The sequence below is a fragment of the Mycobacterium sp. NGS45 genome, from assembly GCF_059812645.1.
The window spans coordinates 109830-134920 of record NZ_JCALDB010000002.1 but is presented as its reverse complement, the minus strand read 5'-3'; the positions used below and the strand labels follow the sequence as shown (position 1 = coordinate 134920).

The following is a 25091-nucleotide window of genomic DNA, read 5'->3' as shown; positions in this document are numbered from 1 at the left end:
CACCGATGAGCGCGCTGTTTCCGCCCGGGACCTTCACCCCGGACCCGCGGCCGGCCCCGGTGGCCAAGATGCTCTCGGCGCAGTTCGGCCTGGAGCTCAAACTGCTGCTGCGCAACGGCGAGCAGCTGCTGCTGACCATGTTCATCCCGATCACCCTGCTGATCGGTTTGACCCTGCTGCCGTTCGGCGACTTCGGCCCCAACCGGGCCGCCACCTTCGTTCCGGCGATCATGGCGTTGGCGTTGATCTCGACGGCGTTCACCGGGCAGGCCATCGCGGTCGCGTTCGACCGGCGGTACGGCGCACTCAAACGGCTGGGCGCCACCGCCCTGCCGGTCTGGGGGATCATCGTCGGCAAGGTGCTGGCCGTGGTCGCGGTGGTGTTCTTGCAGGCGATCCTGTTGGGCGCCATCGGGTTTGCGTTGGGCTGGCGACCCAACCCGGCTGGCTTGCTGTTGGGTGCGGCGATCATCGCGGTGGGTACCGCGAGCTTCACCGCGATGGGCCTGTGGCTCGGCGGCACGCTACGCGCCGAGATCGTGCTGGCGCTGGCCAACCTGCTGTGGTTCGTGTTCGCCGGCCTGGGCGCACTGACGCTGGACAACGAGGCGGTGCCCGATTCGGTGCAGCTGATCGCGCGGTTGACCCCGTCGGGTGCGCTGACCGAAGCCATCACCCAGGCCATGACGGTGTCGGTGGATTGGCTGGGCATCGCGGTGTTGGCAGTCTGGGGTGTGCTGGCCACCGTGGGCGCGGTGCGCTGGTTCCGGTTCACCTAAGTACGGCTCGACGCTCCCCTACTACGAGGTGTAGTTGGGCCTGGCATACCCTGAGTGGGTGTTCCGGCGCCTGGTCGACCTGCTTCCCGAACCCAGCTTGCGTACCCAGCGGCTGATCGCTGCCTTGGTCATTTTGACCCAGGGCGGGATCGCGGTGACCGGCGCCGTCGTCCGGGTCACGGCGTCCGGACTGGGCTGCCCCACCTGGCCGCAGTGCTTCCCGGGCAGCTTCACCCCGATCGAACATCCCGAGGTGGCGGGCATCCACCAGGCCGTCGAGTTCGGCAACCGGTTGGTGACGTTCTTGGTGGTCTTCACCGCAATCGCCGCGGTGCTGGCCGTGCTGCGCGCCCGGCGCCGCCGCGAGGTGCTGATCTACGCCTGGCTGATGCCGGCCTCCACGGTGGTGCAGGCCGTCATCGGGGGCATCACGGTGCTGACCGGGCTGCTGTGGTGGACCGTGGCGATCCACCTGCTGGCCTCGATGACCATGGTGTGGCTGGCGGTGCTGCTCTACGTCAAGGTCGGCGAGCCCGACGACGGCGTGGTCCGGCACGTGGTGGCCAAACCGCTGCGCGGTCTGACCGTGCTCAGCGCGATCACCCTGGCGCTGGTGCTGGTGACCGGCACTCTGGTGACCGCGGCCGGCCCGCACGCCGGCGACAAGAGCTACGAACGACCGGTGGCCCGGCTGCAGATCGAGATCACCACGCTGGTGCATGCGCACTCGTCGCTGCTGTGGATCTATCTGGCGCTGCTGGTGGGTCTGGGCTTCGGGCTGCTGGCGGTGGCCGCCCCGGCATCGGTGCGCACCCGGCTGTACGTGGTGATCGGTCTGGCCGTCGCCCAGGGCGCAGTCGGCGTGGTGCAGTACTTCACCGGGGTGCCCGAGGCCCTGGTGGCCTTGCACGTGGCCGGCGCTGCGGCCTGCACCGCGGCCACCGCGGCGTTATGGGCGTCGATGCGACAGCGGACCCAACCCGAGTTGCTCCAGAGCTGAACCCACCGCCAGCGCGAACTGCCGCTGAGCCAGTTCCCGGGCCTTGCTGTCCAGTTGCCGCCAACCCAGCGACGGTTCGACCAGTTCGAGTTCCAGCAGCACCGGCTCCTCGCGACCACCGATGATGTCGACGCGCGCATACAAGAAGTCCGACGTCGCCACCCCGAGATGCTCGGCGGCAACATCGATGGTGCGGTAACCCAGGTCCCACAGTTCGAAGTCCGGGTCGGCCGGGCGCAGTGATTCGGTCGCGAAGGTCCGCGAGTAATCCAGGGTCGGCCCGGTACCCGGAGCGGGCAGCATCGGCCCCTTGATGAATGCATGCGACTGCTTGCCGGCGATGAACACCAGCGCGGTCTCGCCGTCCACGATGCGCCGGTCGTAGGGCTGCACCAACACCGTCTGCCCGGCCTCCTGCAGCGTGGCGGCATGGTCACGGGCCGCGCAGTGGTCGGTGAACCGTTGCGCCCCAACCGATCCGGCCCCGATCGCAGGTTTGACCACCACTTCCCCGGCACTCAGGTGCACGGTTTCATCGGGCGCGAAGAACTCGCTTTCCAGCACCGGTAGCCCGGCCACCCCCAGTTCCCGCAGATAGGACTTGTCGACGTTCCAGGCCACCACGTCGGGTGCGTTGAGCAGGTTCGGCACCCGCCGCGACCAGTCCAGGAACTCCTCGAGGCGTTGGGTGTAGTCCCAGGTGGCGCGCAGGATCACCAGGTCGGCGGCCAGCGCCGCCGGATCGTCCCACGCCAGCCAGCGCGCCGCCAGACCGCGGGTCTGCAGCGCGGGCACCAGGCCTGCGTCGTCGCCGTCGCCCGCAGGCAGTCGGCGGCAGCCGGCCAGCACGATCTTCGGGTGGAAGACATCGGGACGCGCCAACTTCATAGCGACCTCACGCCAGCAGATGCTACTCATCAAGCATGATGGGACACATGCATGCGATCGAAGTCAGCCAAACCGGTGGTCCTGAAGCGCTGTCCCTGGTCGACCGGCCGCAACCAGCGCCGGGTCCCGGCGAAGTGCTGATCAAGGCCGACGCGATCGGCGTCAACTTCATCGACACCTACTTCCGTTCCGGGCTCTACCCCCGCGACCTACCGTTCGTGGTCGGCAACGAAGTGTGCGGCACCATCGCCGCGGTCGGCCCGGATGTCGCCGCACTGTCCGTCGGCGACCGCGTGGTGAGCGCCAACGCAGTCGGCGCGTACGCCGAATACTGCACGGCGCCAGCTGATTTCGTCGCCTTTGTGCCCGAGTCCGTGCCGTCGGATGCGATTGCGTCAGCGCTGCTGAAGGGCATGACCGCGCACTACCTGATCAAGTCGGTGTACGCCGTGCAGCCGTCGGACACCGTGCTGCTGCACGCCGGCGCCGGCGGCGTCGGGCTGATCCTGACCCAGTGGGCCACCAGCATCGGTACCAAGGTGATCACCACGGTGTCCTCGCCGGAGAAGGCGCAGCTGTCCCGGCAGGCCGGCGCCTGGGAGGTGCTGGACTATCCGGAGGACCCCGAGCAGTTCGGGGCGCGCATCCGCGATCTCACCGACGGCAAGGGCGTGCAGGCCGTCTACGACGGCGTCGGGCGGACCACCTTCGACGCGAGCCTGGCCAGCTTGGCCCGGCGCGGCACGCTGGCGCTGTTCGGTGCGGCCTCCGGACCGGTGCCGCCGGTCGATCCACAACGGCTGAACAAGGCCGGCTCGGTCTATCTGACCCGCCCGAATCTGACCGACTTCACCCGCGACGCCGACGAGTTCGCCTGGCGCGCGGGCGAGGTGATGGATGCCATCGGCTCGGGCGCGATCACGATCACGGTCAGCCAGCGCTACCCGCTGGCCGAGGCGCAGCGTGCGCACCAGGACCTCGAGGGCCGCAAGACGGTCGGTTCGATCGTGCTGACGCCGTAGCGGCGCAACCCGGCCGGATGCGGCGTGCGGGTCAGCGCGCCCAGATCTGCACCAAGGTGGGCAGATCCAGTGCCGAGTCGACGGCCAACGCCAAGAACACCACGGCCAGATAGTTGTTGGACTGCAGGAACAGCCGCAGCGGCTTGACCGGTTCGCCGCGGCGCACACCGGCCTGCAGTTGATGCGCCATGGTCAGGAACCAGGTACCGGCCAGCAATGCGACGGCCAGATACAGCCAGCCGGTGGCGAACGCCAGCGCCACGGTGGCCAGCACGGTCAGCCAGGTGTAGATCACGATCTGGCGGGTCACCTGCGCCTCGGTGGCCACCACCGGCAGCATCGGCACACCGGCGGCCTCGTAGTCGGCCTTGTAGCGCATGGCCAGCGCCCAGGTGTGCGGTGGGGTCCAGAAGAAGATGATCAGGAACATCACCAGCGCCGGCCAAGCCACCGTGCCGGTGACCGCAGACCAGCCGATCATCACCGGCATACAACCGGCCGCGCCGCCCCACACCACGTTCTGCGAGGTCCGGCGTTTGAGCAGCAGCGTGTAGATCAGCACGTAGAACGCGATGGTGGCGCCGGCCAGGTGCGCCGAAAGCATGTTGGTGGTCTGCCACAGCCAGAAGAACGAGGCCACCGACAGCGCCAGACCGAAGATCAGCGCGTGGCTGCGGGGCACACTGGCGCGGGCCAGCGGCCGCCGCTCGGTGCGCTTCATCACCTTGTCGATGTCGGCGTCGGCCACGCAGTTGAGCGAGTTGGCCCCGGCCGCGGCCAGCATGCCGCCGAACAAGGTGTTCAGGATCAGCAGCAGATCGACGGTGCCGCGGTCGGCCAGCAACATCGCCGGGATGGTGGTGACCAGCAGCAGTTCGATGACGCGGGGCTTGGTCAGCGCGACGTAGGCCAGCACCTTCGCGCCCACGCGACCCAAGATCGAGGAACCCAGTCGACCCTGGACGGCGGTGCCGATCCGGCCAGGCGAGTGCTCCTCGCGAATGTCCACGTGACTGACTCCTCGATGACGCAACGGCGCGGTGTCCCACGGCGTCTACTACAGAGGATGGTAGACCCATGCCGATCGGGACCGTTAACCGCCGGTGGAATCGCCGATGCGGCCTGCAGGGTCCGACGTGCGGACACTAGGCTGGGGCCAACCGCCTGGCCACGCAGCGCCAGGGCGCCCATGCACGTTCCGGTACTCGAGGAGTATGCCTTCATGACCGCAGTGGAAGAGATCACCGCACTCACCACGCCAAACCATCCCGAGGACTGGACCGAGGTGGACTCGCGGGCGGTCGACACCGTGCGGGTGTTGGCTGCCGACGCTGTGCAGAAGGTGGGCAACGGTCATCCGGGCACCGCGATGAGCTTGGCGCCGCTGGCCTACACGCTGTTCCAGCGGCAGCTGCGGCACGACCCGTCCGACACCCACTGGTTGGGCCGGGACCGCTTCGTGCTGTCCTGCGGGCACTCCAGCCTGACCCTCTACATCCAGCTCTACCTGGGCGGGTTCGGTCTCGAGCTGTCCGACATCGAGGCGCTGCGCACCTGGGGCTCCAAGACCCCCGGGCACCCGGAGTTCCGGCACACCCAGGGCGTGGAGATCACTACCGGCCCGCTCGGTCAGGGTCTGGCCTCGGCGGTCGGCATGGCGATGGCCGCGCGCTATGAGCGCGGCCTGTTCGACCCGGACGCCGCGCCCGGCGAGAGCCCGTTCGACCACTACATCTACGTGATCGCGTCCGACGGCGACATCCAAGAGGGTGTCACCAGCGAGGCTTCGTCGCTGGCCGGCACCCAGCAGCTGGGCAACCTGATCGTGTTCTACGACAAGAACCACATCTCGATCGAGCACGACACCGACATCGCGCTGAGCGAGGACGTCGCCGCGCGCTACCGCGCCTACGGCTGGCATGTGCAGGAGGTCGAGGGCGGCGAGAACGTCGTCGCGATCGAAGCCGCGATCGAGGCCGCCAAGAAGGTGACCGACAAGCCGTCGTTCATCAGCGTGCGGACCATCATCGGCTACCCGGCGCCGACCAAGATGAACACCGGCGGGATCCACGGTTCGGCGCTGGGCGCCGACGAGGTGGCCGCGACCAAGAAGATCCTCGGCTTCGACCCGGAGCGCAGCTTCGAGGTCAGCGACGAGGTGATCAGCCACACCCGCAAACTGGTTGACCGCGGCCGGGCCGCACACGCCGCGTGGCAGGAGACCTTCGACGCCTGGGCCGCGCGCGAGCCTGAGCGCAAGGCGCTGCTGGATCGGCTGCTGGCCCACGAACTGCCCGACGGGTGGGATGCCGACCTGACCTACTGGGAGCCCGGCTCCAAGGCCGTGGCCACCCGCGCCGCGTTCGGCCAGGTGCTCAACGACGTCGCGCCCAAGCTGCCCGAATTGTGGGGCGGCTCGGCCGATTTGGCCGGCAGCAACAACACCACGATCAAGAGTGCGCGGTCGTTCGGGCCGCCGTCGATCTCCACCGCCGACTTCACCGCCGACTGGTACGGCCGGGTGCTGCACTTCGGTGTGCGGGAACACGCCATGGGCGCCATCTTGAGCGGCATCGTGCTGCACGGGCCGACCCGGGCGTTCGCCGGTACCTTCCTGCAGTTCGCCGACTACATGCGTCCCGCGGTGCGGCTGGCCGCGCTGATGGACATCGACCCGATCTACATCTGGACCCACGACTCGATCGGGCTCGGTGAGGACGGACCGACCCACCAACCGATCGAGCACCTGGCCGCGCTGCGCGCCATCCCGCAACTGGCCGTGGTGCGTCCCGCCGATCCGAACGAGACCGCCTACACCTGGCGGTCGATCATCGAGCGCGGCAACACCAGCGGTCCGGTCGGCTTCATCCTGACCCGCCAGCCGGTCCCGGTGCTCGACGGCACCGACGCGGCCGGTGCGGCCAAGGGCGGCTACGTCGTCGGCGGTGCCGGCGACCAGCAGCCCGACGTGGTCATCATCGCCACCGGCTCCGAGGTCCAGTTGGCGCTCGGCGCCCAAAAGCTGTTGGCGGACAAGGGCGTCAACGCTCGCGTGGTGTCCATGCCGTGTGTGGAATGGTTCGAGGCGCAGCCGCAGGAGTACCGCGACGCGGTGCTGCCGCCGAACGTCACCGCACGGGTCGCCGTCGAGGCCGGCATCGCGCTGCCGTGGTACCGCTGGGTGGGCGATCGCGGCGAGATCGTGTCGATCGAGCACTTCGGCGAGTCCGCCGACGACAAGACGCTGTTCCGCAAGTTCGGCTTCACCGAGGAGGCGGTCGCAGCGGCCGCGCAGCGCGCTTTGGACAAGTAAACGTTTGGCGCCCGCCCGGAGCGGCCAACCTCCGAGCGGGCGGTCGACCCGCATCCGGCGATCACGTCGGCCGGCCCCGAGGAGAGGCAGTACTGATGACGCAGAATCCGAACCTGGCGGCACTGAGCGCGGCCGGGGTATCCGTTTGGCTCGATGACCTGTCCCGCGACCGGTTGCAGACCGGCAACCTGCAGGAACTCATCGACACCCGCAGCGTGGTCGGGGTGACCACCAACCCGTCGATCTTCCAGGCCGCGCTGTCGGCCGGCACCGCCTACGACGCCCAGATCAGCGAACTGGCCGCGCGGGACGCCGACGTCGACGCCACCATCCGCACCGTCACCACCGACGACGTGCGCAACGCCTGCGATGTGCTGGCCAAGGTCCACGAACGGTCCGGCGGGATCGACGGCCGGGTGTCGATCGAGGTCGACCCCCGCCTGGCGCACGACACCGACAAGACCATCCTGCAGGCCATCGAGCTGTGGAAGATCGTCGATCGGCCCAACCTGCTGATCAAGATCCCGGCCACGCTGGCGGGTCTGCCGGCGATCACCGCGGTGATCGCCGAGGGCATCTCGGTGAACGTGACGCTGATCTTCTCGGTCGAGCGGCACCGCGAGGTGATGGATGCCTATCTGGCCGGTCTGGAGAAGGCTCGCGAGGCCGGCCATGACCTGAGCAAGATCCACTCGGTGGCCTCGTTCTTCGTGTCCCGGGTGGACACCGAGATCGACAAGCGGCTCGACAAGATCGGCTCCGATGCGGCGCTGGCGCTGCGCGGCAAGGCCGGGGTGGCCAACGCGCGGCTGGCCTACGCGGCCTATCAGGAGGTGTTCGAGAAGGGCGAGCGGTTCGCCGCCCTGGCCAAAGACGGCGCGCTGGTGCAGCGTCCGCTGTGGGCGTCGACCGGCGTGAAGAACCCGGACTACCCGGACACCCTCTACGTCACCGAGTTGGTGGCCGCGCACACCGTCAACACGCTGCCGGAGAAGACCTTGGAGGCGGTCGCCGACCACGGCGAGATCAGCGGTGACACCGTCACCGGGACCGCTGCGGCCGCGCAGCAGGTGTTCGACGAGTTGGCCGGCATCGGCGTGGATCTACCCGATGTGTTCAAGCTGCTCGAGGACGAGGGCGTGGAGAAGTTCGAGAAGTCCTGGCAGGAACTGATCGACGCAACTCAGGAACAACTCGACGCGCACAACGCATGAGCACCACGGCCGGGACCGACTGGGTCAACCCGCTGCGCGACGAGCGGGATCAGCGGCTGCCGCGGATCGCCGGGCCGTGCGCGGCGGTGATCTTCGGGGTCACCGGGGATCTGGCCCGCAAGAAGTTGATGCCGGCGATCTATGACCTGGCCAACCGCGGGCTGCTGCCGCCGCAGTTCGCGCTGGTCGGGTTCGCCCGCCGGGACTGGGCCGACGAGGACTTCGGGCAGATCGTGCACGACGCGGTCCGTGAGCACGCCCGCACCCCGTTCCGGCCCGAGGTGTGGGACCGGTTGGCCGAGGGAATCCGGTTCGTACAAGGCAGTTTCGACGACGATGCTGCCTTTGCCCGGCTCACCGAAACCCTGCACCGGCTCGACACCGAGCGCGGCACCGGCGGCAATCACGCGTTCTACCTGTCCATCCCGCCGGCGGCCTTTCCGGTGGTGTGCCGGCAGCTGTCGGAGTCCGGGCTGGCGCAGACCACCGACGGCTCCTGGAGCCGGGTGGTGATCGAAAAGCCGTTCGGTCACGACCTGGACAGCGCCGAGGAACTCAACGCCGTGGTCAACAGTGTGTTCCCGGAACCCTCGGTGTTCCGGATCGACCATTACCTGGGCAAGGAAACGGTGCAGAACATCTTGGCGTTGCGCTTCGCCAACGAGATGTTCGAACCGATCTGGAACTCGCACTACGTCGACCACGTCCAGATCACCATGGCCGAGGACATCGGACTGGGCGGGCGCGCAGGCTATTACGACGGGATCGGCGCAGCCCGGGACGTGATCCAGAACCATCTGCTGCAGCTGTTGGCGCTCACCGCGATGGAAGAACCGGTCAGCTTCTCCCCCGACCAGGTGCGGGCCGAGAAGCTCAAGGTGCTCTCGGCCACCAGGCTGCTGGAACCCATCGCGGACAACATCGCCCGCGGCCAGTACACCGCGGGCTGGCAGGGCAGCCAACCGGTGGTCGGACTGCTCGACGAGGAAGGTTTTTCGGCCACTTCGACCACCGAGACCTTCGCGGCGATCGCACTGGAGGTGGACACCCGGCGCTGGGCCGGGGTGCCGTTCTACCTGCGCACCGGAAAACGGTTGGGGCGACGCGTCACCGAGATCGCGTTGATGTTCAAGCGGGCCCCGCATCTACCGTTCGACGCCACCATGACCGAGGAGTTGGGCCAGAACGCGTTGGTGATCCGGGTGCAACCGGATGAAGGCATCACGTTGCGGTTCGGTTCCAAGGTGCCCGGGCATCTGATGGAGGTGCGCGACGTCAACATGGACTTCTCCTATGGCTCGTCGTTCGCCGAGGCCTCGCCGGAGGCCTACGAACGGTTGATCCTCGATGTGCTGCTCGGTGAGCCGTCGCTGTTCCCCGGTAACGAAGAGGTCGAATTGTCCTGGCGGATATTGGATCCGGCGCTGGAGACCTGGGCAGCCGGTGGCCGGCCGCAGCCGTATGAGTCCGGCGGCTGGGGTCCGGAGTCGGCGTTCGAGATGCTGCGGCGCTCGGGCCGGGAATGGAGAAGGCCGTGATCCTGCCCTTGGCCGATACCACCACCAACGAGGTCAACAAGAAACTGGTCGGGCTGCGCGAGGAGTACGGCGCCATCACGATGGGCCGGGTACTGACCCTGGTGATCGCCTCGACCGGCACGCAGATCCCCGAGGATGCGATCGAAGCCGCGAACTACGCCAGCCGGGAACACCCGTGCCGGGTGATCGTGGTCGGGCCCGCGGACGCCTCGGCGCCGGAGCCGCGGCTGGACGCCGAGATCCGGGTCGGCGGCGATGCCGGCGCCGGTGAGGTGGTGGTGCTGCGACTGTCCGGTCCGCTGGCCGAGCAGGCCGCCAGCGTGGTGGTTCCGTTCCTGCTGCCGGACACCCCGGTGGTGGCCTGGTGGCCGGATGTGGCGCCGCCGGTTCCGGCCCAAGACCCGTTGGGCAAGTTGGCGATCCGCCGGATCACCGACGCCACCAACTGCGCCGAACCGCTGGCCGCGATCCGCGACCGGCTGGCCGGCTACACCCCCGGCGACACCGATCTGTGCTGGAGCCGGGTCACCTCCTGGCGTGCCCTGTTGGCTTCGGCGGTCGACCAGCCGCCGCACGCAGCGATCGACTCGGCGACCGTGTCCGGGCTGGAATCCGAACCGGCGCTGGATATCCTGGCCGGCTGGCTGGCCAGCCGGATCGCCGGTCCGGTGACCCGAGTGACCGGCCCGCCCCGGGTGGATCTGGTGCGTGGTGCGGAGACCATCACGCTGACCCGCCCGCAGACTGCGGTGACCGCCACGCTGAGTCGCACCGGCCGGCCGGATGCGTTGCTGCCGCTGGCGCGCCGCGAGACCCGGGACTGCCTGGCCGAGGACCTACGCCGGCTCGACGCCGACGAGATCTACCACGAGGCGCTGCAGGGTCTGGCCAAGGTGAGGTACGCATGACCGCATCAGAACCCATCGTCGAAACCTATTCCGACAGCACCAAACTGGCTGCCGCTGCCGGAGCTCGGTTAGTCGAGGCGATCCGGTCCGCGCTGGCTACCCGCGGCCGCGCCGACATCGTGCTGACCGGTGGCGGCACCGGTATCGCATTGCTGCGCCATGTCGCCGAACACGGCAGCGACGTCGACTGGTCGGCCGTGCACCTGTACTGGGGTGATGACCGCTACGTCGCGCACGATGATGACGAACGTAACGACAAGCAGGCGTGCGAGGCCCTACTGGACCGGATCAGTATCCCGGCCGCCAATGTGCACCGGATGCCGGCCGCCGACGGCGAGTTCGGCACCGACATCGAGGCCGCTGCCCGCGCCTACGAACGCGAACTCGCCGAAGCCGCCGAGGATGGTGCGCCAACACCGGTGTTCGACGTGCATCTGCTCGGCATGGGCGGTGAGGGACATGTGAATTCACTGTTCCCCGACACCCCGGCGGTGCGCGAAACGACCCGGATGGTGGTGGCGGTCACCGACTCCCCCAAACCGCCGCCGGCCCGGCTGACCCTGACCCTGCCGGCCGTGCAGCGCTCCCGCGAAGTCTGGCTGATAACCGGCGGTGCAGCCAAGGCCGAAGCGGTCGCGGCTGCCCTGGCCGGGGCCGAGCCGGTGGATCTGCCCGCGGCCGGCGCCGTCGGCTCCGAGCGGACGGTCTGGTTGCTCGACCGCGAAGCGGCCTCCGCATTGCGTTGAGTTAGCGTCAGTGTACGAGATTTGGCGCAGATCACGTACCTAGCTTCTAGGTCAACGTATTTCGGCGTCAGCCGACCACGATGACGTGCAGGGTGCGCGGCCCGTGCACCCCCTCCACCCGGTCCAGTTCGATGTCGCTGGTGGCGCTCGGTCCGCTGATCCAGGTCAAAGGTTTGGTGTGAGAGCCCATTTCGATCAGCCGGGCCACCGCTTCGGGGACGTCGCTGACGATCTGATCGACGCCCACCACGCAGACGTGCTTGTCCGGAACCAGACTGACCGCGCGCCGACCCTGTCCTGGGCCGTGATCGAGCACCAGCGTTCCGGTGTTGGCGATCGCGACGGTAGCGGTGGTGAGAACGGCGTCGACGGCATCGAGTTCGGTTGCGCTCAGCGCGTGGTCATCAACCCAGGGCAGTCGAACCGTCGGTGCCCAACGTTCGCGCACCGTCTGGTCGGCGACCACACTGCGGGCATCCTGCAGTGCGGCCTCGATAGCCGCGCCGGCCGCCTGCGGGTCCACCCGCGCCACCACCGCGCGGTAGTCGGCGGTGCGCTCGATGAACCGCGCCACCACGTCGAGATCACCGGTACGCACCGGTTGCCCGTAGTTCCAGGGCACCTCGGCCGGTGTCGGCCGGTCGGCCAGCGCGGTGCGGATCCGCGCCAGGATCTCCTCTCGGGCGGTGCTGCTCATTCGTTCCGCCCGCCGTCGGTGCGTTGCCACCAGGCCCGGAACGACTCGGTGGGCGGCACCGGAACATCGCGGGCCCCGGACCACAGACTGGCCGGCCAGGGCAGCGAACGCAGCAGTTGTTTGCCGCCGAACAGCTTGCTGCGCAACATCTTGCCGCCGGCACCGGCCACCGATTCGGCACCTTGCAGCCGGCGGTGGTCGGCGAACATCCAGGACGCGGCCTTCATCGCGAGTTCTTCGGCCGACGGCAGCCCGCCCCGGCTCTCGTCGACCACGCGGGTGCGCAGATGCACCAGCAGCGTGGGGATGTCGATGCGCACCGGGCAGACGTCGAAACAGGCACCGCACAGACTCGACGCGAACGGCAGCGACTTGTCCACGTCGCTGGAGGTGCCGCGCAGCTGCGGGGTCAGTACCGCGCCGATCGGGCCGGGATACACCGAGCCGTAGGAGTGTCCGCCGGCGCGTTCGTAGACCGGGCACACGTTCAGGCACGCCGAGCAGCGGATGCAGCGCAGTGCGGCCCGGCCGACGGTGTCGGCCAGTGCCGCGGTCCGGCCGTTGTCGACCAGCACGATGTGCATCTGCTCGGGACCGTCGCCGGCGGCCGGCCCGGTCCAGATCGAGGTGTACGGGTTCTCCCGCTCACCGGTGCTGCTGCGCGGCAACACCTGTAGCAGGACTTCCAGGTCGCGCCAGCTCGGCAGCACCTTCTCGATCCCGACCACCGAGATCAGGGTCTGCGGCAGCGTCAGGCACATCCGTCCGTTGCCCTCGGACTCGACCACCACCAGGCTGCCGGTCTCGGCGATCGCGAAGTTGGCGCCCGAGATCCCCACCTTGGCGCGCAGGAACTTCTCCCGCAGGTGCAGCCGCGCCGCCTCGGCCAGCCGGCGTGGCTCGTCGGTCAGGTCAGCGGGCGCGGGCCGGCCGACCTTGCCCATTTCGCGCAGGAAGATCTCCCGCACCTGGGCGCGGTTGCGGTGGATGGCCGGCACCAGGATGTGGCTGGGCCAGTCGTCGCCGAGCTGCACGATCAGCTCGGCCAGGTCGGTTTCCCAGGCCGCGATGCCGGCTTCAGCCAACGCCTCGTTGAGCTCGATCTCCTGGGTGGCCATCGATTTGACCTTGACCACCTCGCGGCGATCGCCCGGATCCAGACTCCGCTTCACCAGCTCCACCACGATCTGGTTGGCCTCTTCGGCGTCGCGGGCCCAGTGCACCACCGAACCGGCCGCGACGGCGTTGGCTTCGAAGTTCTGCAGATGCTCGTCGAGGCGCAGCAGCGCGTCGTTCTTGATCGCCTCGGCCGCCAGCCGCAGCTGCTCCCAGTTGTCCAGTTCGTCGACGACGGCGGCGCGCTTGGCCCGGATGATCCCGGTGGCGTGCGCCAGGTTTCGGCGCTGCACCGAGTTGCCCAGCGCCACCCGGGCGGCCTCGGGGAATTTCGGCATGCCCAGGAAGTCACGGGTCACGCCGACGTGCGGAGCGCCGGCGCTCACAGCGGCTCGGCTTCGGTCGCGGCCAGGATCTCGGCCAGGTGACACACCCGCATCCCGCTGCGCTGCCGGGACAGCATGCCGCCGATCTGCACCAGACATGAGTTGTCCCCGGCGACAAGCACTTCGGCTCCGGCGGCGCGGACATTGCGGGCCTTGTCCGCACCCATCGCCACCGAGGTGTCGGCGTTCTTCAGCGCGAAGGTGCCGCCGAAGCCGCAGCACTGGTCGGCATCGGGCAGCTCCACCAGGTCGATGCCGCGCACCGCGCGCAGCAACTGCAGCGGCCGGTCCCCCACCCGCAGCATCCGCAGCGAGTGACAGGTCGGGTGGTAGGTGACCCGGTGCGGAAAGTAGGCGCCGACGTCGGTGACGCCGAGCACGTCGACCAAGAACTCGGACAGCTCGTACACCCGGGGCGCCATCGCCTGCACCGCGGCCAGCAGACCGGAATCGCCTGTGCGAAGGGCGATGTCGCGGTGTTGATGGCGCACCGAACCCACACACGACCCCGACGGTGCGACGACGGCGTCGTAGTCGGCGAAGGCGTCCAGGAAGGTGCGCACCGCGGGTTCGGCTTCGGCCGCGTAGCCGGTGTTGGTGAACATCTGACCGCAGCAGGTCTGGGTCGGCGGGAAGTGGACTTCACAACCGAGCCGGCGCAACAGCCGCACCACGGCCTTGGGGGTCTCCGGAAACATCAAGTCGTTGAAGCAGGTGGCGAACAGCGCAACCACCAGGCCGGAGCGGATCGGGGCGGCGGTCATGGCAACATCCACGACAGTACGCCGGCCTGCAGGCCGACCAACATGCACAGTGCGACCAACATGCCCAGGCTCCACCAGATCACCTTGCGGAAGATCTCCGATTCCCGGCCCACCAGTCCCACCGCAGTCGCCGCGATGGTCAGGTTCTGCGGGCTGATCATCTTGCCCACCACCCCACCGGAGGTGTTGGCCGACACCAGCAGCGTCGGGTTGATGCCGGCGTGCTGGCCGGCGGTCTGTTGCAGGGTGGCGAACAGCGCGTTGGCGCTGGTGTCCGATCCGGTGACGGCCGTGCCGATCCAGCCCAGGATCGGCGACAGGAAGGCGAACGCCGCGCCGGTGCCGGCGATCCAGGCACCGATCGTGATGGTCTGGCCGCTTTGGTTCATCACGTATGCCAGCGCCAGCACCGCGGCCACGGTCAGGATGGCGAACCGCATCTTGACCAGGTTGCGGCCGTAGACCGCGACGGCCTGTCCGGGCGACATCCGGTAGACGAGTGCGACCAGCACACCGGTGATCAACAGCAGGGTGCCCGGCGAGGACAGCCAGGTCCAGGTGTAGACCGTCGAGGTGGCCAGCTGACCGGACACCGTTGCCACCTGCCCGTGCAGACCCGGCCAGTTGATCCGCAGATCGGTGGAGCTCAACCAATCATCGATCGGGCCAACCAGTTTGGCCACCCCGAAGATCGCCACCACCAGCAGGTACGGGAACAGCGCCAGGAACGAACGCGTCGGGGTGAGCGGGTCCTGGACCCGGTCATCGACCGCGACACCGGCGCGGCCGGCGTCGTCTGCGGCGCCGGGCCGCGCGGCCCGCTCGGCGGCCTCGGCCTGACTCTCGACGAGCATCCGGGCGCGCGCATCGGAGGTGCCGGTCGGTTGCCAGACCCGCAGCATCAGCACTGCGACCGCGAGCGCGACCAGGGATGCGATCACATCGGTGAGCTCGACCGAAAAATAGTTGGCGGAGACGAATTGGGCCAACGCGAACGTCACGCCGACCATCGCGGCGATCGGCCAGCATTGCCGCAGCCCGCGGCGGCCGTCGGCCAGCAGCACCAGGATCAGCGGCACGAACATGGCCAGCAGCGGGGTCTGTCTTCCGACCACCGCGCCGATCTCGGTGTAGGGGATCCCGGTCAGGTTGCCGGCCGTGATGATCGGGATCGCGATCGCACCGAACGCCACCGGTGCGGTGTTGGCCACCAGCACCACCACGGCCGCGCGCATCGCGGTGAACCCGATCGCGATCAGCATGACGCCGGTGATCGCCACCGGCGCGCCGAAACCGGCCAGCGCTTCGAGCAGGCCGCCGAAACAGAACGCGATGATGATCGCTTGGATACGCGGATCGTCGGACACCGCGTCGATCACCCGGCGCAGGTCGTCGAACCGCCCACTGGCCACCGTCAACTCGTAGAGCCAGATGGCGTTGAGCACGATCCACATGATCGGGTAGAGACCGAACACGAAGCCTTCGGTGGCCGACAGCCCGGCCAACCGCACCGGCATGCCGTACACCGTGACCGCCACCACCAGGGCCACCGCGAGTGCGCTCAGTCCGGCCCAGTGCGCCTTCCAGCGCAACACCCCGAGCGTGACGAACACGGTCAGCAGCGGTAGCAGCGCCACCAACGCCGAGAGCAGCAGGCTGTCACCGAGCGGCGCCAGGACCGGCGTGTACATGTTGCGGCTCCTCGAGGGGCTGTCTCGAAACCGTGTCAGACCACTATGGATGATCCCGACCGGCAGCGCGCGACATTCGACCCGCCCGATCTCGGATCGCCCCCGCTGCCCGCGGGACCGGCCATGCCGGCACGCCCGATGAGCGCTCGGGTAATACTGGTCACATGGCAGACAGAGGCGGGGGCGTTCGCAGCACCAGGACCAGACCGGCCCAGCAGCGGCTGAAGACGCTGGCGCAGGCCGCGCTCAACGCCGACGTGACCGTCGGCCAGGTCGAGACCATCCTGGAGAGTCTGTCGGAGACGCTGGACGACCTGAACAACTCCACCGCGGGCCTGGATTCGACGATGGAGCGGTTCAACGCCACCATCACCTCGATCGATGAGTTGGCTCCGCGCCTGGTCGCCGTGGTGGAGCGGCTGGAGGGCATCGTCGACCGGGTGGAACGCATCGTCGACGTCGGCGAGGCGGTGGTCAGTCCGCTCGCGGCCACCGAGAACGTGCTGCGCGGCGCGATCAGCGCGGTGCGCAGCCGCGCCGGTATTTAGACCTCGACGAACCGCTGCACATACGGCGCGAACCGCCGGCGCAGCACATCGCGGTCCAAGCCGAGGTCCTCGGGCCGGTATTCGATGCGGCCCAACCGGTTCCGGGTGTGCCCGCGCAGGTAGTCGGCGACTGCGTCGCGGGAGCGCTGATTCGGCCGGTATCCGGCAACATCCCAGACCCGTTGCACCATGGCCAGATCGTCGGCCATGAACTCGTCGAACCGGACGTCGATGGTGCGCTCGGGCGGCAGCAAGTCGTGATCACGCAGGCAGGCCGACAGCATCTCGTCGATCCGGGTGATCCAGTATTCGGCCACTGTGGGCACGTCGACGACGTCGACGCTCATCCGCATGGTGTAGGTCATCATGGTGGCCATCGACACCGCGACGTCGACCGGGTCGCGGTGCGTGACGATCATGGTGGCGTCCGGGAACACCTGCATGATCGGACCGAACTGTTCGAGGTGCTGCGGGCTTTTGAGCACCCAGCGGCGGTGCTGCCCGTCCTGATGACTCAGCACCTGCAGCATCATCCGCAGGAATTGGTAGCCCGGGGTCTGATCGTGGTCGCGCAGATAGTCCGACCAGCGCGGCAGGTGGGTCAGCGTGGTGAAGAAGCCACTGGCGAAGTCCTGCACCATCAGCCCGATGTCCTCGTGGATATGGTCGATGGTCATCTCGTGCATCAACCCGAAGTACGGCATCAAGGTGTTGGAGATGTTCAGCGCGTCGCCGGTGCGTTGCCGGCGGGGCTCGATGGTGCCCTCCTCGCCGGGCGCCGGCAACGGCTCCTGAGCCTCCCAGTACGGCAGGGCACGCAACGCCGGGTCGGCGGCCAGCAGGCTGTGCAGATGCGTGGTGCCGGTGCGCGGCAATCCGGCGATGATCAGTGGCGCGGTGATCTCGACGTCGAAGATCTCCGGATGATGCTTGAGGTGGTCGATCACCCGCAGCCGGCCCTTGAGGAAGGTCAGCATCAACGAAAACGCATAGGTGCGACCGAACTCGGTGAAGTTGGGCAGTTCCTCGAAGGCGATCAGCAGCACCGCCATCCGCTCGCGGTAGTCCTGATCACCGAAGTCGGTCAGCCCGGTCTGGGCGGTGGCCTGCTCGTGTAGGGCCTCGGCGGTCAACGGGCAGTACGGCGCCATCGCGGCCATGCCGTCGATGATCGCCTGGGCGTCCGGCGAGAACGTCGGACGTGCCAGATCGGTGAGACGGATGGCGTCCTCAGTGGCGTGGGTCACAGCAGCCGACCTTACGACAGCTTTACACTTCATACAAGAAGTGTTGTGCTGCTCGTGGCCGGCTGGATATGCTCGCGGCCATGTCCGCCCCCGAAAGTGCCGCGGCCTGGCGCGAATTGCTGTCGGCCTTCGCTGAATTCGACAACCAGTTCCTGGACGGACCCAAGGCCGTGCGCGGGCAGGTCGCGGTGGCCGAGGGGTACCAGAATCTGGCCACCATCTTGGGCTTGGCCCTGGACATGCACTTCTTCGCCGACCCGGTGGCACCGCGATTCATCGACAACCTCACACCGTTTCGCCCGGATCGGCGCTGGGGTGGGGACAACACCGACTGCTACTACAGCTATGCCGCCGTCGATCCGCGCCGCACCTACCGGGTCAGCGGCTCCCCCGCCGACAGCGCGCTGTACTCGGTCACGGTCTACAACGAACCCGAGCCTGGCGCGTGGCCCAACCGCACCGTCGGATTGTTGTACGACACCGACATGCCACTCGACGACGACGGCCGGTTCAGCGCTGTGCTGGGACCGGTCCGCCCGGACACCTACGACGGGCCGTTCCTGGAACTGAGTCCGGATGCCCGCGGTGTACTGACCCGCGACTATCACGAATTCCCGGCTACCGGCCGGCGAGTGGACTGGCAGATCGAAGTGCTCGACCACGCCGGATTGGAGGTCAGCCCAGGCAAATCCGATGACGACGTGGCCCGTGGCCTGCGCGCAGCGCTGCGGTTCGCCCAGGACGTGTACTCCTTGACGCCGCTGATCCTGGCCGAACGCCGGCCCGTCGAACTCGCCGACGGCCAACAGCTGAGCACCAACACCTTGGCCCCGCCGTACCGGGCAGGTGGCGCGACCTTCGGCTATTCCATGCAGGATGCCTGCTATTGCCTGGGTGGGTTCTCGCTGGAACCCGGTGAAGCGCTGGTGATCACCGCAACCCATCCCCCGGCCAGGTTCTGGAACTTCACGCTGTGGAACCAGTACATGGCGGCCCTGGACGTCGAATACGGCCGCAGCGGAATCAATTCCGGTTCCGCGGTGCCCAACGCCGATGGTACGGTCACCATCGTGATCAGCCGGGAGCTGCTCGATCACCCCAATGCGCTGTCCACCAAGGACCATCCAGAAGGTCTGATGTCGTTTCGCTGGTTCCACACCGACGAGGTACCCGAGCCGCCCACGATCGAGTTGGTCGCGGCGACCGAGGCGCCGCGCAGCGTCGGCTGACTACGCAGTCAACGGCGTTGTTCGGGCCGCAGATACGGCACCAACACCACCGCGAAGATCGCCAACACCAGCAGCGGCGCGGCCAACGGAACCCAGCGCAGCTGCACCGGAATGGAAACCGCCAGCGCTGCAACCACACCCAGGCCGAACATGCCGGCCAACGTCGGTGCGGTGACGATCGGCGCCGCGGTCCGCGACCCGTGACACGCCAGCAGGAATCCGGCGGCGGCCAGGCCGGCCAACACCGCGAATCCCGCAGCGGTGTCGGTGATCGCGATGATCGATACCGCCGCACACACCGCCACGGTGCCGGCGGCCGCGAGCCACAGGCTCGCGAGCACCGCGACCGCAGCCGCCCCGGCCAGCAGCTCCGCCGGGCCTTCGGCCTGCACCGCGGCCGCCGCAACCATCAGCAGCCCCAGCGTCACGGCCAGCCAGCGGCGGATCACAGCGCTCGGCCCGACTTCGCGGTCCGGCCGCCGCGCGCGCCGGCCGCCGAGTGCATCACGGCCCCGAGTTCGGCGGACTCCGGCCAGGAGACGATGTCGACGCCGATCGAGCGCATGTCCCGGTACATGAATGCGCGCTGCAGCAGCCACATTCGGGTGAGCAGCGGATCCGGCTCGTCCGGAAACGGCGCCCCGGCCAGCACATCGACGGCCAGCACCGGGTGGCCACGCTTGGCCAGGTCGATCAGCGCCAACGCAAAGTCGGTGTCCAGCAGGGTCGACAACGCCACCACGATCGCACCGGGCGGCACCGCCGCGCGCGGGCTCAGGGTGCCCGTCGTGGTGACGAAGCCGGCCCCGGCGCCCAGCACGGCGTCGAGTACCCGGTAGAACTGTCGTCGGCCGATGTCGATACCCAGCCACCGCGGGCGGCCACCGCCGAGCACCACCACCCCGGCGCGATCACCGTTGCGCAACGCGCTCTGCGCGATCTGCACGGCACCGCGCACCGTGCGATCCATCGCCGCGGTGGCCGGCCCGGCAGGTTGCCGATAGGCGTCGACCAGCACCACCAGGTCGGCGGCACGTTCACTGAGCCGCTCGGTGACGTGCAGGCTGCCGCGCCGCATGCTGACCGGCCAGTTCACCGAGCGCAACTGATCACCGGCGACATAGCCGCGGACATCGGCGTACTCCACGCCGTGGCCGGCCTGCCGCATCAGGTGCGTGCCCAACCGCTCCAGCAGGTCGGCCCGCGGCATCGCGGTGGCCTGCGGCGGGGCCACCGGGAACACGAAGACGTCGCCGAACCCCACCGTGACCGTCGATTCCAGCAACGCGCCGGGCGCCGTCATGGTCACCGGCGCCGCCAACCGGTAGCGGCCCCAACGCTGCGCGGTGACCTCGACGGTGCACCGGCCGCAGTCGGCCTCGACGACGTCGACCTGCGCTCCGGACGCCGTCGGCAACCCCAGCAGCACAGCGCTGCCGGATGCCGATCCGCGCAGCCACAGCCGCACCGTCACCGTCTCGCCCTCGAAGCAGCGTGACACCCCGGGTTCAGCGTGAAGCCGGACACCGTGCGCGCGCGGTTGCCATCCCAGCACGGCCAACGCGCCCAGCAGCGGCGCGCCGAAGGCGATCAGCTGCCAGCGCGAACCCAGCACCGCAACACACAGCGCCACGGCCGCGCAGCTGGCCAGGGCGCGGGCCAAAGGTGCTGCGCGCCACCGCGGTTCGACGTCAAACCAGGTCTCCTCGGTGGTCGGCATCGGGCTATCCGACCCCGCCGGCCCGCGGCACCGGCAGCCGGTGCAACACATCGTCGACGACGTCGACCGCGCGCACCTGCCGAACCCACATCTCGGGGCGCAACGCGATCCGGTGCGCCATCGCCGGGATGGCCAACGCCTTGACGTCTTCGGGCAGGACGTAGTCGCGGCCGACCAGCAGGGCTCGGGCCCGGGCCAGTTGCACCAGATCCAGTTCGGCGCGTGGGCTGGCACCGACCAGCACCTGGGAATGGGTTCGGGTGGCGCCGGCCAACCCGACCACGTAACGCAACACGTCGTCGTGCACGCTGACCTGTTCCACCGATTCCCGCATTTCCGCGAGTTCGGTGGCGTCCACCACTTGCCCGATCGTCGGGGCTGCCGAACCCCGGGCGATCCGGCGGTTGAGCATCAGCACTTCTTCTTCGGCGGACAGGTACCGCAATTCCAGCCGAATCGTGAACCGGTCCAGCTGCGCTTCCGGCAGCGGGTAGGTGCCCTCGTATTCGATCGGGTTGTCGGTGGCGACCACGAAGAACGGCTCGGGCAGCGGGTAGGTGGTGCCGTCGACACTGACCTGACGTTCGGCCATCGCCTCGAGCAGCGCCGCCTGGGTCTTGGGTGGGGTGCGGTTGATCTCGTCGGCCATCAACACGTCGGTGAAGATCGGTCCGCGCCGAAACTCGAAGCGGCCCGAGGACATGTCGTAGATGGTGGACCCCAGCAGGTCGGCGGGCAGCAGATCGGGGGTGAACTGCACCCGGGTGAAGGACAGCCCCAGGGTCGCGGCGAAGGACCGGGCGATCAGCGTCTTGCCCAGTCCGGGCAGGTCCTCGATCAGGATGTGCCCGCGGGCCAGCACCGCGATCAGCATCAGCTCCAGCGCGCCCTGCTTGCCCACCACGACACGCTGCATCTCCTCGATGATCGCGCGGCAGCGCGCCGTGGTGGGATGCAGTGAGGTGGTCATGCCTGCTCGATTCGTCGCAGTATCTCGGCCAGCACCGCCCGGCCCGGCCCGGGCCGGGAAGCCTGACCCGGATCCACCTGGTCCGGATCGACCCACTGCCACAGCTGTTCGCCGAGCAGGGCCCTACCGGTGTCGGCGAATGCGGTGGCGTCCTTGCGTTTCGAGGTGCGGGTGGCCAATTCGAATTGCCGCGCCAGCATCGGACGCAGATGCCGGTCCCAGTCCCGCCGCGACGACTCGGCCCGGCTGATCAAGGTTTGTGTGCGAATCCTCCAGCGCTGCAACGATTCCGCCGCATCGTCGGTGACTTCGACGTCAGCACCCGGACCGGAGCCGCTCAGCGATCGGCGCAGCGGGTAGAGCACCGCGGCCAGCGCCACCCCGGACAGCACCGGCACCCAGGCCCGATCAGGGGCGGCCAGCGCCAGCACCTGGGTCACCGCGATGAGGCAGGCCCCGACGGCCAGAACTCGATAGATCATCAGCGCCCACCCCGCAGATCGGTGAGCACGTCACGCAGCGCGCCGACCGCCTGATCGCGGTGACCTTCGTCCATGATGTGCTGACTGAACCGGGCTTCGTCGAACAACTCCACCAGATGTGTTGCCGCACCGGTGCGCAGCGCGCGCTGCGCAACCGCCCGCTCCAGGACTTCCGAGGCGGTGTCGAAGGCCCGCGGCGCGGCCGCGGGCACCAGTTCGAGTTCGCGTTCCATGGTGGCGTAGCAGCCGATGATGGCCGAGCGGGGATCCCGCGACGGGTCGATCACCTCGGCGAGCGCCAGCTCGGCGGCGCGGGCCAACGGGTCCTGCGGCTCGTCGGACCCGGGGTCCGACGAGGCCGGCGCGACCAGACCGGCCGGCAGGCTCGGCTCGCGACGCCGACGCCGGCGTAGCAGCACCGTGAACACCAGCATGGCGGCCAGCGCCGCGATCAGGACGACGGCGAGTGCGCCGAGCCCACGCGCTGGTTCGGCGCCGGGCGGGGCCGGTTGTCCCGGCGGGGCCGGCTGCCCGACGCCGGCGGGGTCGCCCCCGGGGACCGGGGTGACGGTGGGCGCGGGCAGCGGATCGGTCGGCAGCCAGCCGGGGATGTGGAGCAGCACCAGTGCCAGGCTGACGAACGCTGCCAGCGCCAGCACCGCGACCAGCACGGCCGAAAGCCGCGGCCGGGCGCCGCGGCCGGTGGTCCACTCCAGTCGGGTCACCGGTGCCGGTAGCCGGGCACGCGGGTCCCGCCAGCGGGCGATCGCAGCGCCGCCGAGGATCACCGCTGATGCCAGCAGCAGAGTGATCAGCGCCGCCAACCCGGCCGGGGAGGCGGTTTCGGTGTCGTCGCGCGGTGCTGGTGGGGTGGCTCCCGGCAGAGTGCCCCGCACCGCGACGGTCGCAAGGACCAGCAGGACGGCTACGACGGCCAGCCGCGCAGCGTCGCTCCCGCTGCGCGATCGGGTGCCAGACGAGCCGGCCACATCCGCATTGTTGCACGTCGCAGCCACCGCGCAGCCGGTGTTGGCAATGCCGCAGCCCGGCGACGATCCGGTCCGGTAAACGAAAACCCCGCTCGCCGAATGGTGAGCGGGGCGTTTCTGCGCTGACCGGCGTCAGCCGTACTTGATCTGCAGGCCCATCCCGACGATCGAGACCACCCAGATGCCGGTCACGAACAGGGTCAGCCGGTCCAGGTTCTTCTCCACCACGGTCGAGCCGGACAGGCTGGACTGCACACCGCCGCCGAACAGGGTCGACAAACCGCCACCCTTGGCGCGGTGCAGCAGCACCAGCAGAATCACCAGCAGGCTGGTGACGATCAGCACGATCTGCAGGGCAAACTCCATGCCGGACAGCGTACCGGACAGCGATTTCGGTGCGTTCAGGGGCGCCGTGCGCCCAGCCGCACCGAACTCACCCGGTGGGCGGGTAGTAGTTCAGGGCGCCGTCGACCACTGCGGCAATGCCGTCCCCGACCGAGGCGACGGTCTGGGCGTTCCGGAGTCGCCACACCATCTTTCCGGTGGTCAGATCGATTGCCTGGACCTCGTCGGGGTCGAGGAAGTCGGTGATGCAGCGCTGCCCGTCGTTGATGACGCAGTGCAACGAGTCGTCGTGGCTCCACAGCACCTCCCCGGTGTCGGGGTCGAGGCCGACCGTGACGTCGTCGTCGTAAGCCGAGGTGGACTTGCGCTCCGAACCGATCAGCACCGGGCCGTACCGCCCGTACACCGTGACGTCTCCCGACGCGGTCCACAGTTCAGCACCGGGCGCGCTGTCATAGGCGGACGGCCCGAGGTAGTACGGGTCGCCCGGTTGGTTGCCGACGGCCACATGATCCTCGGTGCCCGGATGCGTCCACAGCGTGGCGCCGGACGCGTCAACGATCCTCCATTGGTGCTCGCGGTGGCACGCCATGGACGGCGAGGCGATCGCGAACTTGTCGTCACCGGGGAAGGCGATCGCCGAGGTCAACGGGTCGTTGAAGGTTTTGCCGGTCTCCTTGTCGACCAGCACCCGGGCGCCGAACTGCAGGTAGGCGCTGTCCGCCGGAACGTGCAGCCAGTTACCGACCCCGCAGTGATCCGCCTCGAACTCCACATGCCAGTCGGCGTCCAGGTCTTCGGAGTTACCGCGCGAAACCCATGCGGTGTCGTCGAACATGCCGCCGGTGTAGAGCGCGCCGTCGCGCGCATCGACCCGGGTCAGACCGCGCGGCGTCGCGGTGCGCGCCAAACTGCCGTCCTCGACCCGGTAGAACCGCAGTTCTTCCGAGCTGCCGTACCTGTCGAGGAGCGGACGAGTACAGGCCAGCAAACCGTCGATCGCGGCATCCGCGCAGCCGAACGCATGGTGGCCTTCTGACGGCGTGGTCCACAGGATCTCGCCCGAGGTGCTGTCCAGCGCGATCAACAACGCCCGGTCCTTCTGGTCGTGTCTCGACGCAGACAGTAGGACGGCATTGCCGTAATCCATCGGGAACTGCAGGTCCAGGCCGTCCAGGTCGCGACCGGATGCTGCCTCGACATCCGCGATCGAAACCGACCAACTCGGACTCGGCCGCTCCCCGAAGCTGCCGGTGGCCGGGTCGGTCACGCTGGTCCAGTCCTGGCGCTGGGTCGCGTTCTGGGCCGCGTCGCCGCGCAGCACCCACACTGTCCCGGCAGCGACCAGCGCCACCACCGCGACCACGCCCGCGCTGATCCACGGCCACCGTTTGCGGCGAACCCGCGGTGGCCCGTAGGGCGGGCCGCCCGGGTATTGCTGATACTGCGGCGGCCCCGGGTATCCCATGGCTGGATCCTACGATTTCGGTGCGCACCGG

General features: G+C 68.8%; 24 protein-coding genes. 10 read left to right on the top strand and 14 right to left on the bottom strand.

Features of this window, described 5'->3' with window-relative positions:
• Positions 1-5 precede the first annotated feature (5 nt).
• Positions 6-779 (top strand): ABC transporter permease, encoded by a 774-nt coding sequence (locus AC5Y3P_RS02890; protein ID WP_500044392.1) that lies wholly within the window; start codon positions 6-8, stop codon positions 777-779.
• Positions 780-849: 70 nt separating this feature from the next.
• Positions 850-1779, top strand: a complete 930-nt coding sequence (locus tag AC5Y3P_RS02885) for a COX15/CtaA family protein (protein WP_500044554.1) — start codon at positions 850-852, stop codon at positions 1777-1779.
• Here the strand turns inward: AC5Y3P_RS02885 and AC5Y3P_RS02880 are convergent.
• Positions 1729-2667, bottom strand: coding sequence for a DcsG N-terminal domain-containing protein (locus AC5Y3P_RS02880; protein ID WP_500044553.1), 939 nt, complete (start codon positions 2665-2667; stop codon positions 1729-1731). The genes AC5Y3P_RS02885 and AC5Y3P_RS02880 overlap by 51 nt on opposite strands.
• Before the next feature lie 47 nt (positions 2668-2714).
• Between AC5Y3P_RS02880 and AC5Y3P_RS02875 the strand changes: the two genes are divergently transcribed.
• Positions 2715-3689: a quinone oxidoreductase family protein gene (locus AC5Y3P_RS02875; protein WP_500044391.1), complete on the top strand. Its 975-nt coding sequence runs from the start codon at positions 2715-2717 to the stop codon at positions 3687-3689.
• Positions 3690-3720: 31 nt separating this feature from the next.
• Here AC5Y3P_RS02875 and AC5Y3P_RS02870 read toward each other — a convergent pair whose 3' ends face one another.
• Entirely contained in the window at positions 3721-4641 is a 921-nt protein-coding gene (locus AC5Y3P_RS02870; RefSeq protein WP_500044552.1) for a heme o synthase, read from the bottom strand.
• 270 nt (positions 4642-4911) lie between these two features.
• On the opposite strand from AC5Y3P_RS02870, the gene tkt reads away from it, so the two are divergent.
• From tkt to pgl, 5 genes are all read left to right on the top strand, one after another.
• Positions 4912-7002 carry a transketolase gene (gene tkt, locus AC5Y3P_RS02865; RefSeq protein WP_500044390.1) on the top strand — a complete coding sequence of 697 codons (2091 nt, stop codon included), beginning with the start codon at positions 4912-4914 and terminating at the stop codon, positions 7000-7002.
• Between the two features lie 92 nt (positions 7003-7094).
• Positions 7095-8216, top strand: coding sequence for a transaldolase (gene tal / locus AC5Y3P_RS02860; RefSeq protein WP_500044551.1), 1122 nt, complete (start codon positions 7095-7097; stop codon positions 8214-8216).
• Complete coding sequence (zwf, locus tag AC5Y3P_RS02855; RefSeq protein WP_500044389.1) at positions 8213-9754, top strand: glucose-6-phosphate dehydrogenase; 1542 nt, start codon at positions 8213-8215, stop codon at positions 9752-9754. Before tal ends, zwf begins: the two co-directional genes overlap by 4 nt.
• Positions 9751-10662 (top strand): glucose-6-phosphate dehydrogenase assembly protein OpcA, encoded by a 912-nt coding sequence (gene opcA, locus AC5Y3P_RS02850; RefSeq protein WP_500044388.1) that lies wholly within the window; start codon positions 9751-9753, stop codon positions 10660-10662. Before zwf ends, opcA begins: the two co-directional genes overlap by 4 nt.
• Positions 10659-11408, top strand: a complete 750-nt coding sequence (pgl, locus tag AC5Y3P_RS02845) for a 6-phosphogluconolactonase (protein ID WP_500044387.1) — start codon at positions 10659-10661, stop codon at positions 11406-11408. Before opcA ends, pgl begins: the two co-directional genes overlap by 4 nt.
• A 67-nt stretch (positions 11409-11475) precedes the next feature.
• Here pgl and AC5Y3P_RS02840 read toward each other — a convergent pair whose 3' ends face one another.
• From AC5Y3P_RS02840 to AC5Y3P_RS02825, 4 genes are read right to left on the bottom strand one after another with little or no spacing between them, the layout of a single operon-like run.
• Positions 11476-12105 (bottom strand): LutC/YkgG family protein, encoded by a 630-nt coding sequence (locus AC5Y3P_RS02840; protein WP_500044386.1) that lies wholly within the window; start codon positions 12103-12105, stop codon positions 11476-11478.
• Positions 12102-13559 carry a lactate utilization protein B gene (locus AC5Y3P_RS02835; RefSeq protein ID WP_500044550.1) on the bottom strand — a complete coding sequence of 486 codons (1458 nt, stop codon included), beginning with the start codon at positions 13557-13559 and terminating at the stop codon, positions 12102-12104. The genes AC5Y3P_RS02840 and AC5Y3P_RS02835 overlap by 4 nt, the downstream gene beginning before the upstream one ends.
• A gap of 44 nt (positions 13560-13603) precedes the next feature.
• On the bottom strand, positions 13604-14371 hold the full coding sequence (locus AC5Y3P_RS02830) for a (Fe-S)-binding protein (RefSeq protein ID WP_500044385.1): 768 nt from the start codon (positions 14369-14371) through the stop codon (positions 13604-13606).
• Entirely contained in the window at positions 14368-16062 is a 1695-nt protein-coding gene (locus tag AC5Y3P_RS02825) for an L-lactate permease (RefSeq protein WP_500044384.1), read from the bottom strand. The genes AC5Y3P_RS02830 and AC5Y3P_RS02825 overlap by 4 nt, the downstream gene beginning before the upstream one ends.
• 164 nt (positions 16063-16226) lie before the next feature.
• Here AC5Y3P_RS02825 and AC5Y3P_RS02820 point away from each other — a divergent pair, with 164 nt between their 5' ends.
• Positions 16227-16610, top strand: coding sequence for an ATPase (locus AC5Y3P_RS02820; protein ID WP_500044383.1), 384 nt, complete (start codon positions 16227-16229; stop codon positions 16608-16610).
• Here the strand turns inward: AC5Y3P_RS02820 and AC5Y3P_RS02815 are convergent.
• Positions 16607-17857 carry a sulfotransferase family protein gene (locus AC5Y3P_RS02815; RefSeq protein ID WP_500044382.1) on the bottom strand — a complete coding sequence of 417 codons (1251 nt, stop codon included), beginning with the start codon at positions 17855-17857 and terminating at the stop codon, positions 16607-16609. The genes AC5Y3P_RS02820 and AC5Y3P_RS02815 overlap by 4 nt on opposite strands.
• An 80-nt stretch (positions 17858-17937) precedes the next feature.
• On the opposite strand from AC5Y3P_RS02815, the gene AC5Y3P_RS02810 reads away from it, so the two are divergent.
• Positions 17938-19086 carry a DUF1214 domain-containing protein gene (locus AC5Y3P_RS02810; protein ID WP_500044381.1) on the top strand — a complete coding sequence of 383 codons (1149 nt, stop codon included), beginning with the start codon at positions 17938-17940 and terminating at the stop codon, positions 19084-19086.
• Positions 19087-19094: 8 nt separating this feature from the next.
• On the opposite strand, the gene AC5Y3P_RS02805 is transcribed toward AC5Y3P_RS02810, so the two are convergent.
• From AC5Y3P_RS02805 to AC5Y3P_RS02775, 7 genes are all read right to left on the bottom strand, one after another.
• Positions 19095-19535: a hypothetical protein gene (locus AC5Y3P_RS02805; RefSeq protein WP_500044380.1), complete on the bottom strand. Its 441-nt coding sequence runs from the start codon at positions 19533-19535 to the stop codon at positions 19095-19097.
• Complete coding sequence (locus tag AC5Y3P_RS02800) at positions 19532-20806, bottom strand: DUF58 domain-containing protein (RefSeq protein ID WP_500044379.1); 1275 nt, start codon at positions 20804-20806, stop codon at positions 19532-19534. Before AC5Y3P_RS02800 ends, AC5Y3P_RS02805 begins: the two co-directional genes overlap by 4 nt.
• Before the next feature lie 4 nt (positions 20807-20810).
• Positions 20811-21776 (bottom strand): AAA family ATPase, encoded by a 966-nt coding sequence (locus AC5Y3P_RS02795; RefSeq protein ID WP_500044378.1) that lies wholly within the window; start codon positions 21774-21776, stop codon positions 20811-20813.
• Entirely contained in the window at positions 21773-22258 is a 486-nt protein-coding gene (locus AC5Y3P_RS02790; protein ID WP_500044377.1) for a hypothetical protein, read from the bottom strand. The genes AC5Y3P_RS02795 and AC5Y3P_RS02790 overlap by 4 nt, the downstream gene beginning before the upstream one ends.
• The gene (locus AC5Y3P_RS02785; RefSeq protein WP_500044376.1) at positions 22258-23247 is read right to left on the bottom strand and encodes a DUF4129 domain-containing protein; all 990 of its coding nucleotides are present in this window, start codon (positions 23245-23247) and stop codon (positions 22258-22260) included. Before AC5Y3P_RS02785 ends, AC5Y3P_RS02790 begins: the two co-directional genes overlap by 1 nt.
• Positions 23248-23379: 132 nt before the next feature.
• Entirely contained in the window at positions 23380-23613 is a 234-nt protein-coding gene (secG, locus tag AC5Y3P_RS02780; RefSeq protein WP_500044375.1) for a preprotein translocase subunit SecG, read from the bottom strand.
• Between the two features lie 67 nt (positions 23614-23680).
• Positions 23681-25060 carry an outer membrane protein assembly factor BamB family protein gene (locus AC5Y3P_RS02775; protein ID WP_500044374.1) on the bottom strand — a complete coding sequence of 460 codons (1380 nt, stop codon included), beginning with the start codon at positions 25058-25060 and terminating at the stop codon, positions 23681-23683.
• Between the last annotated feature and the right edge of the window lie 31 nt (positions 25061-25091).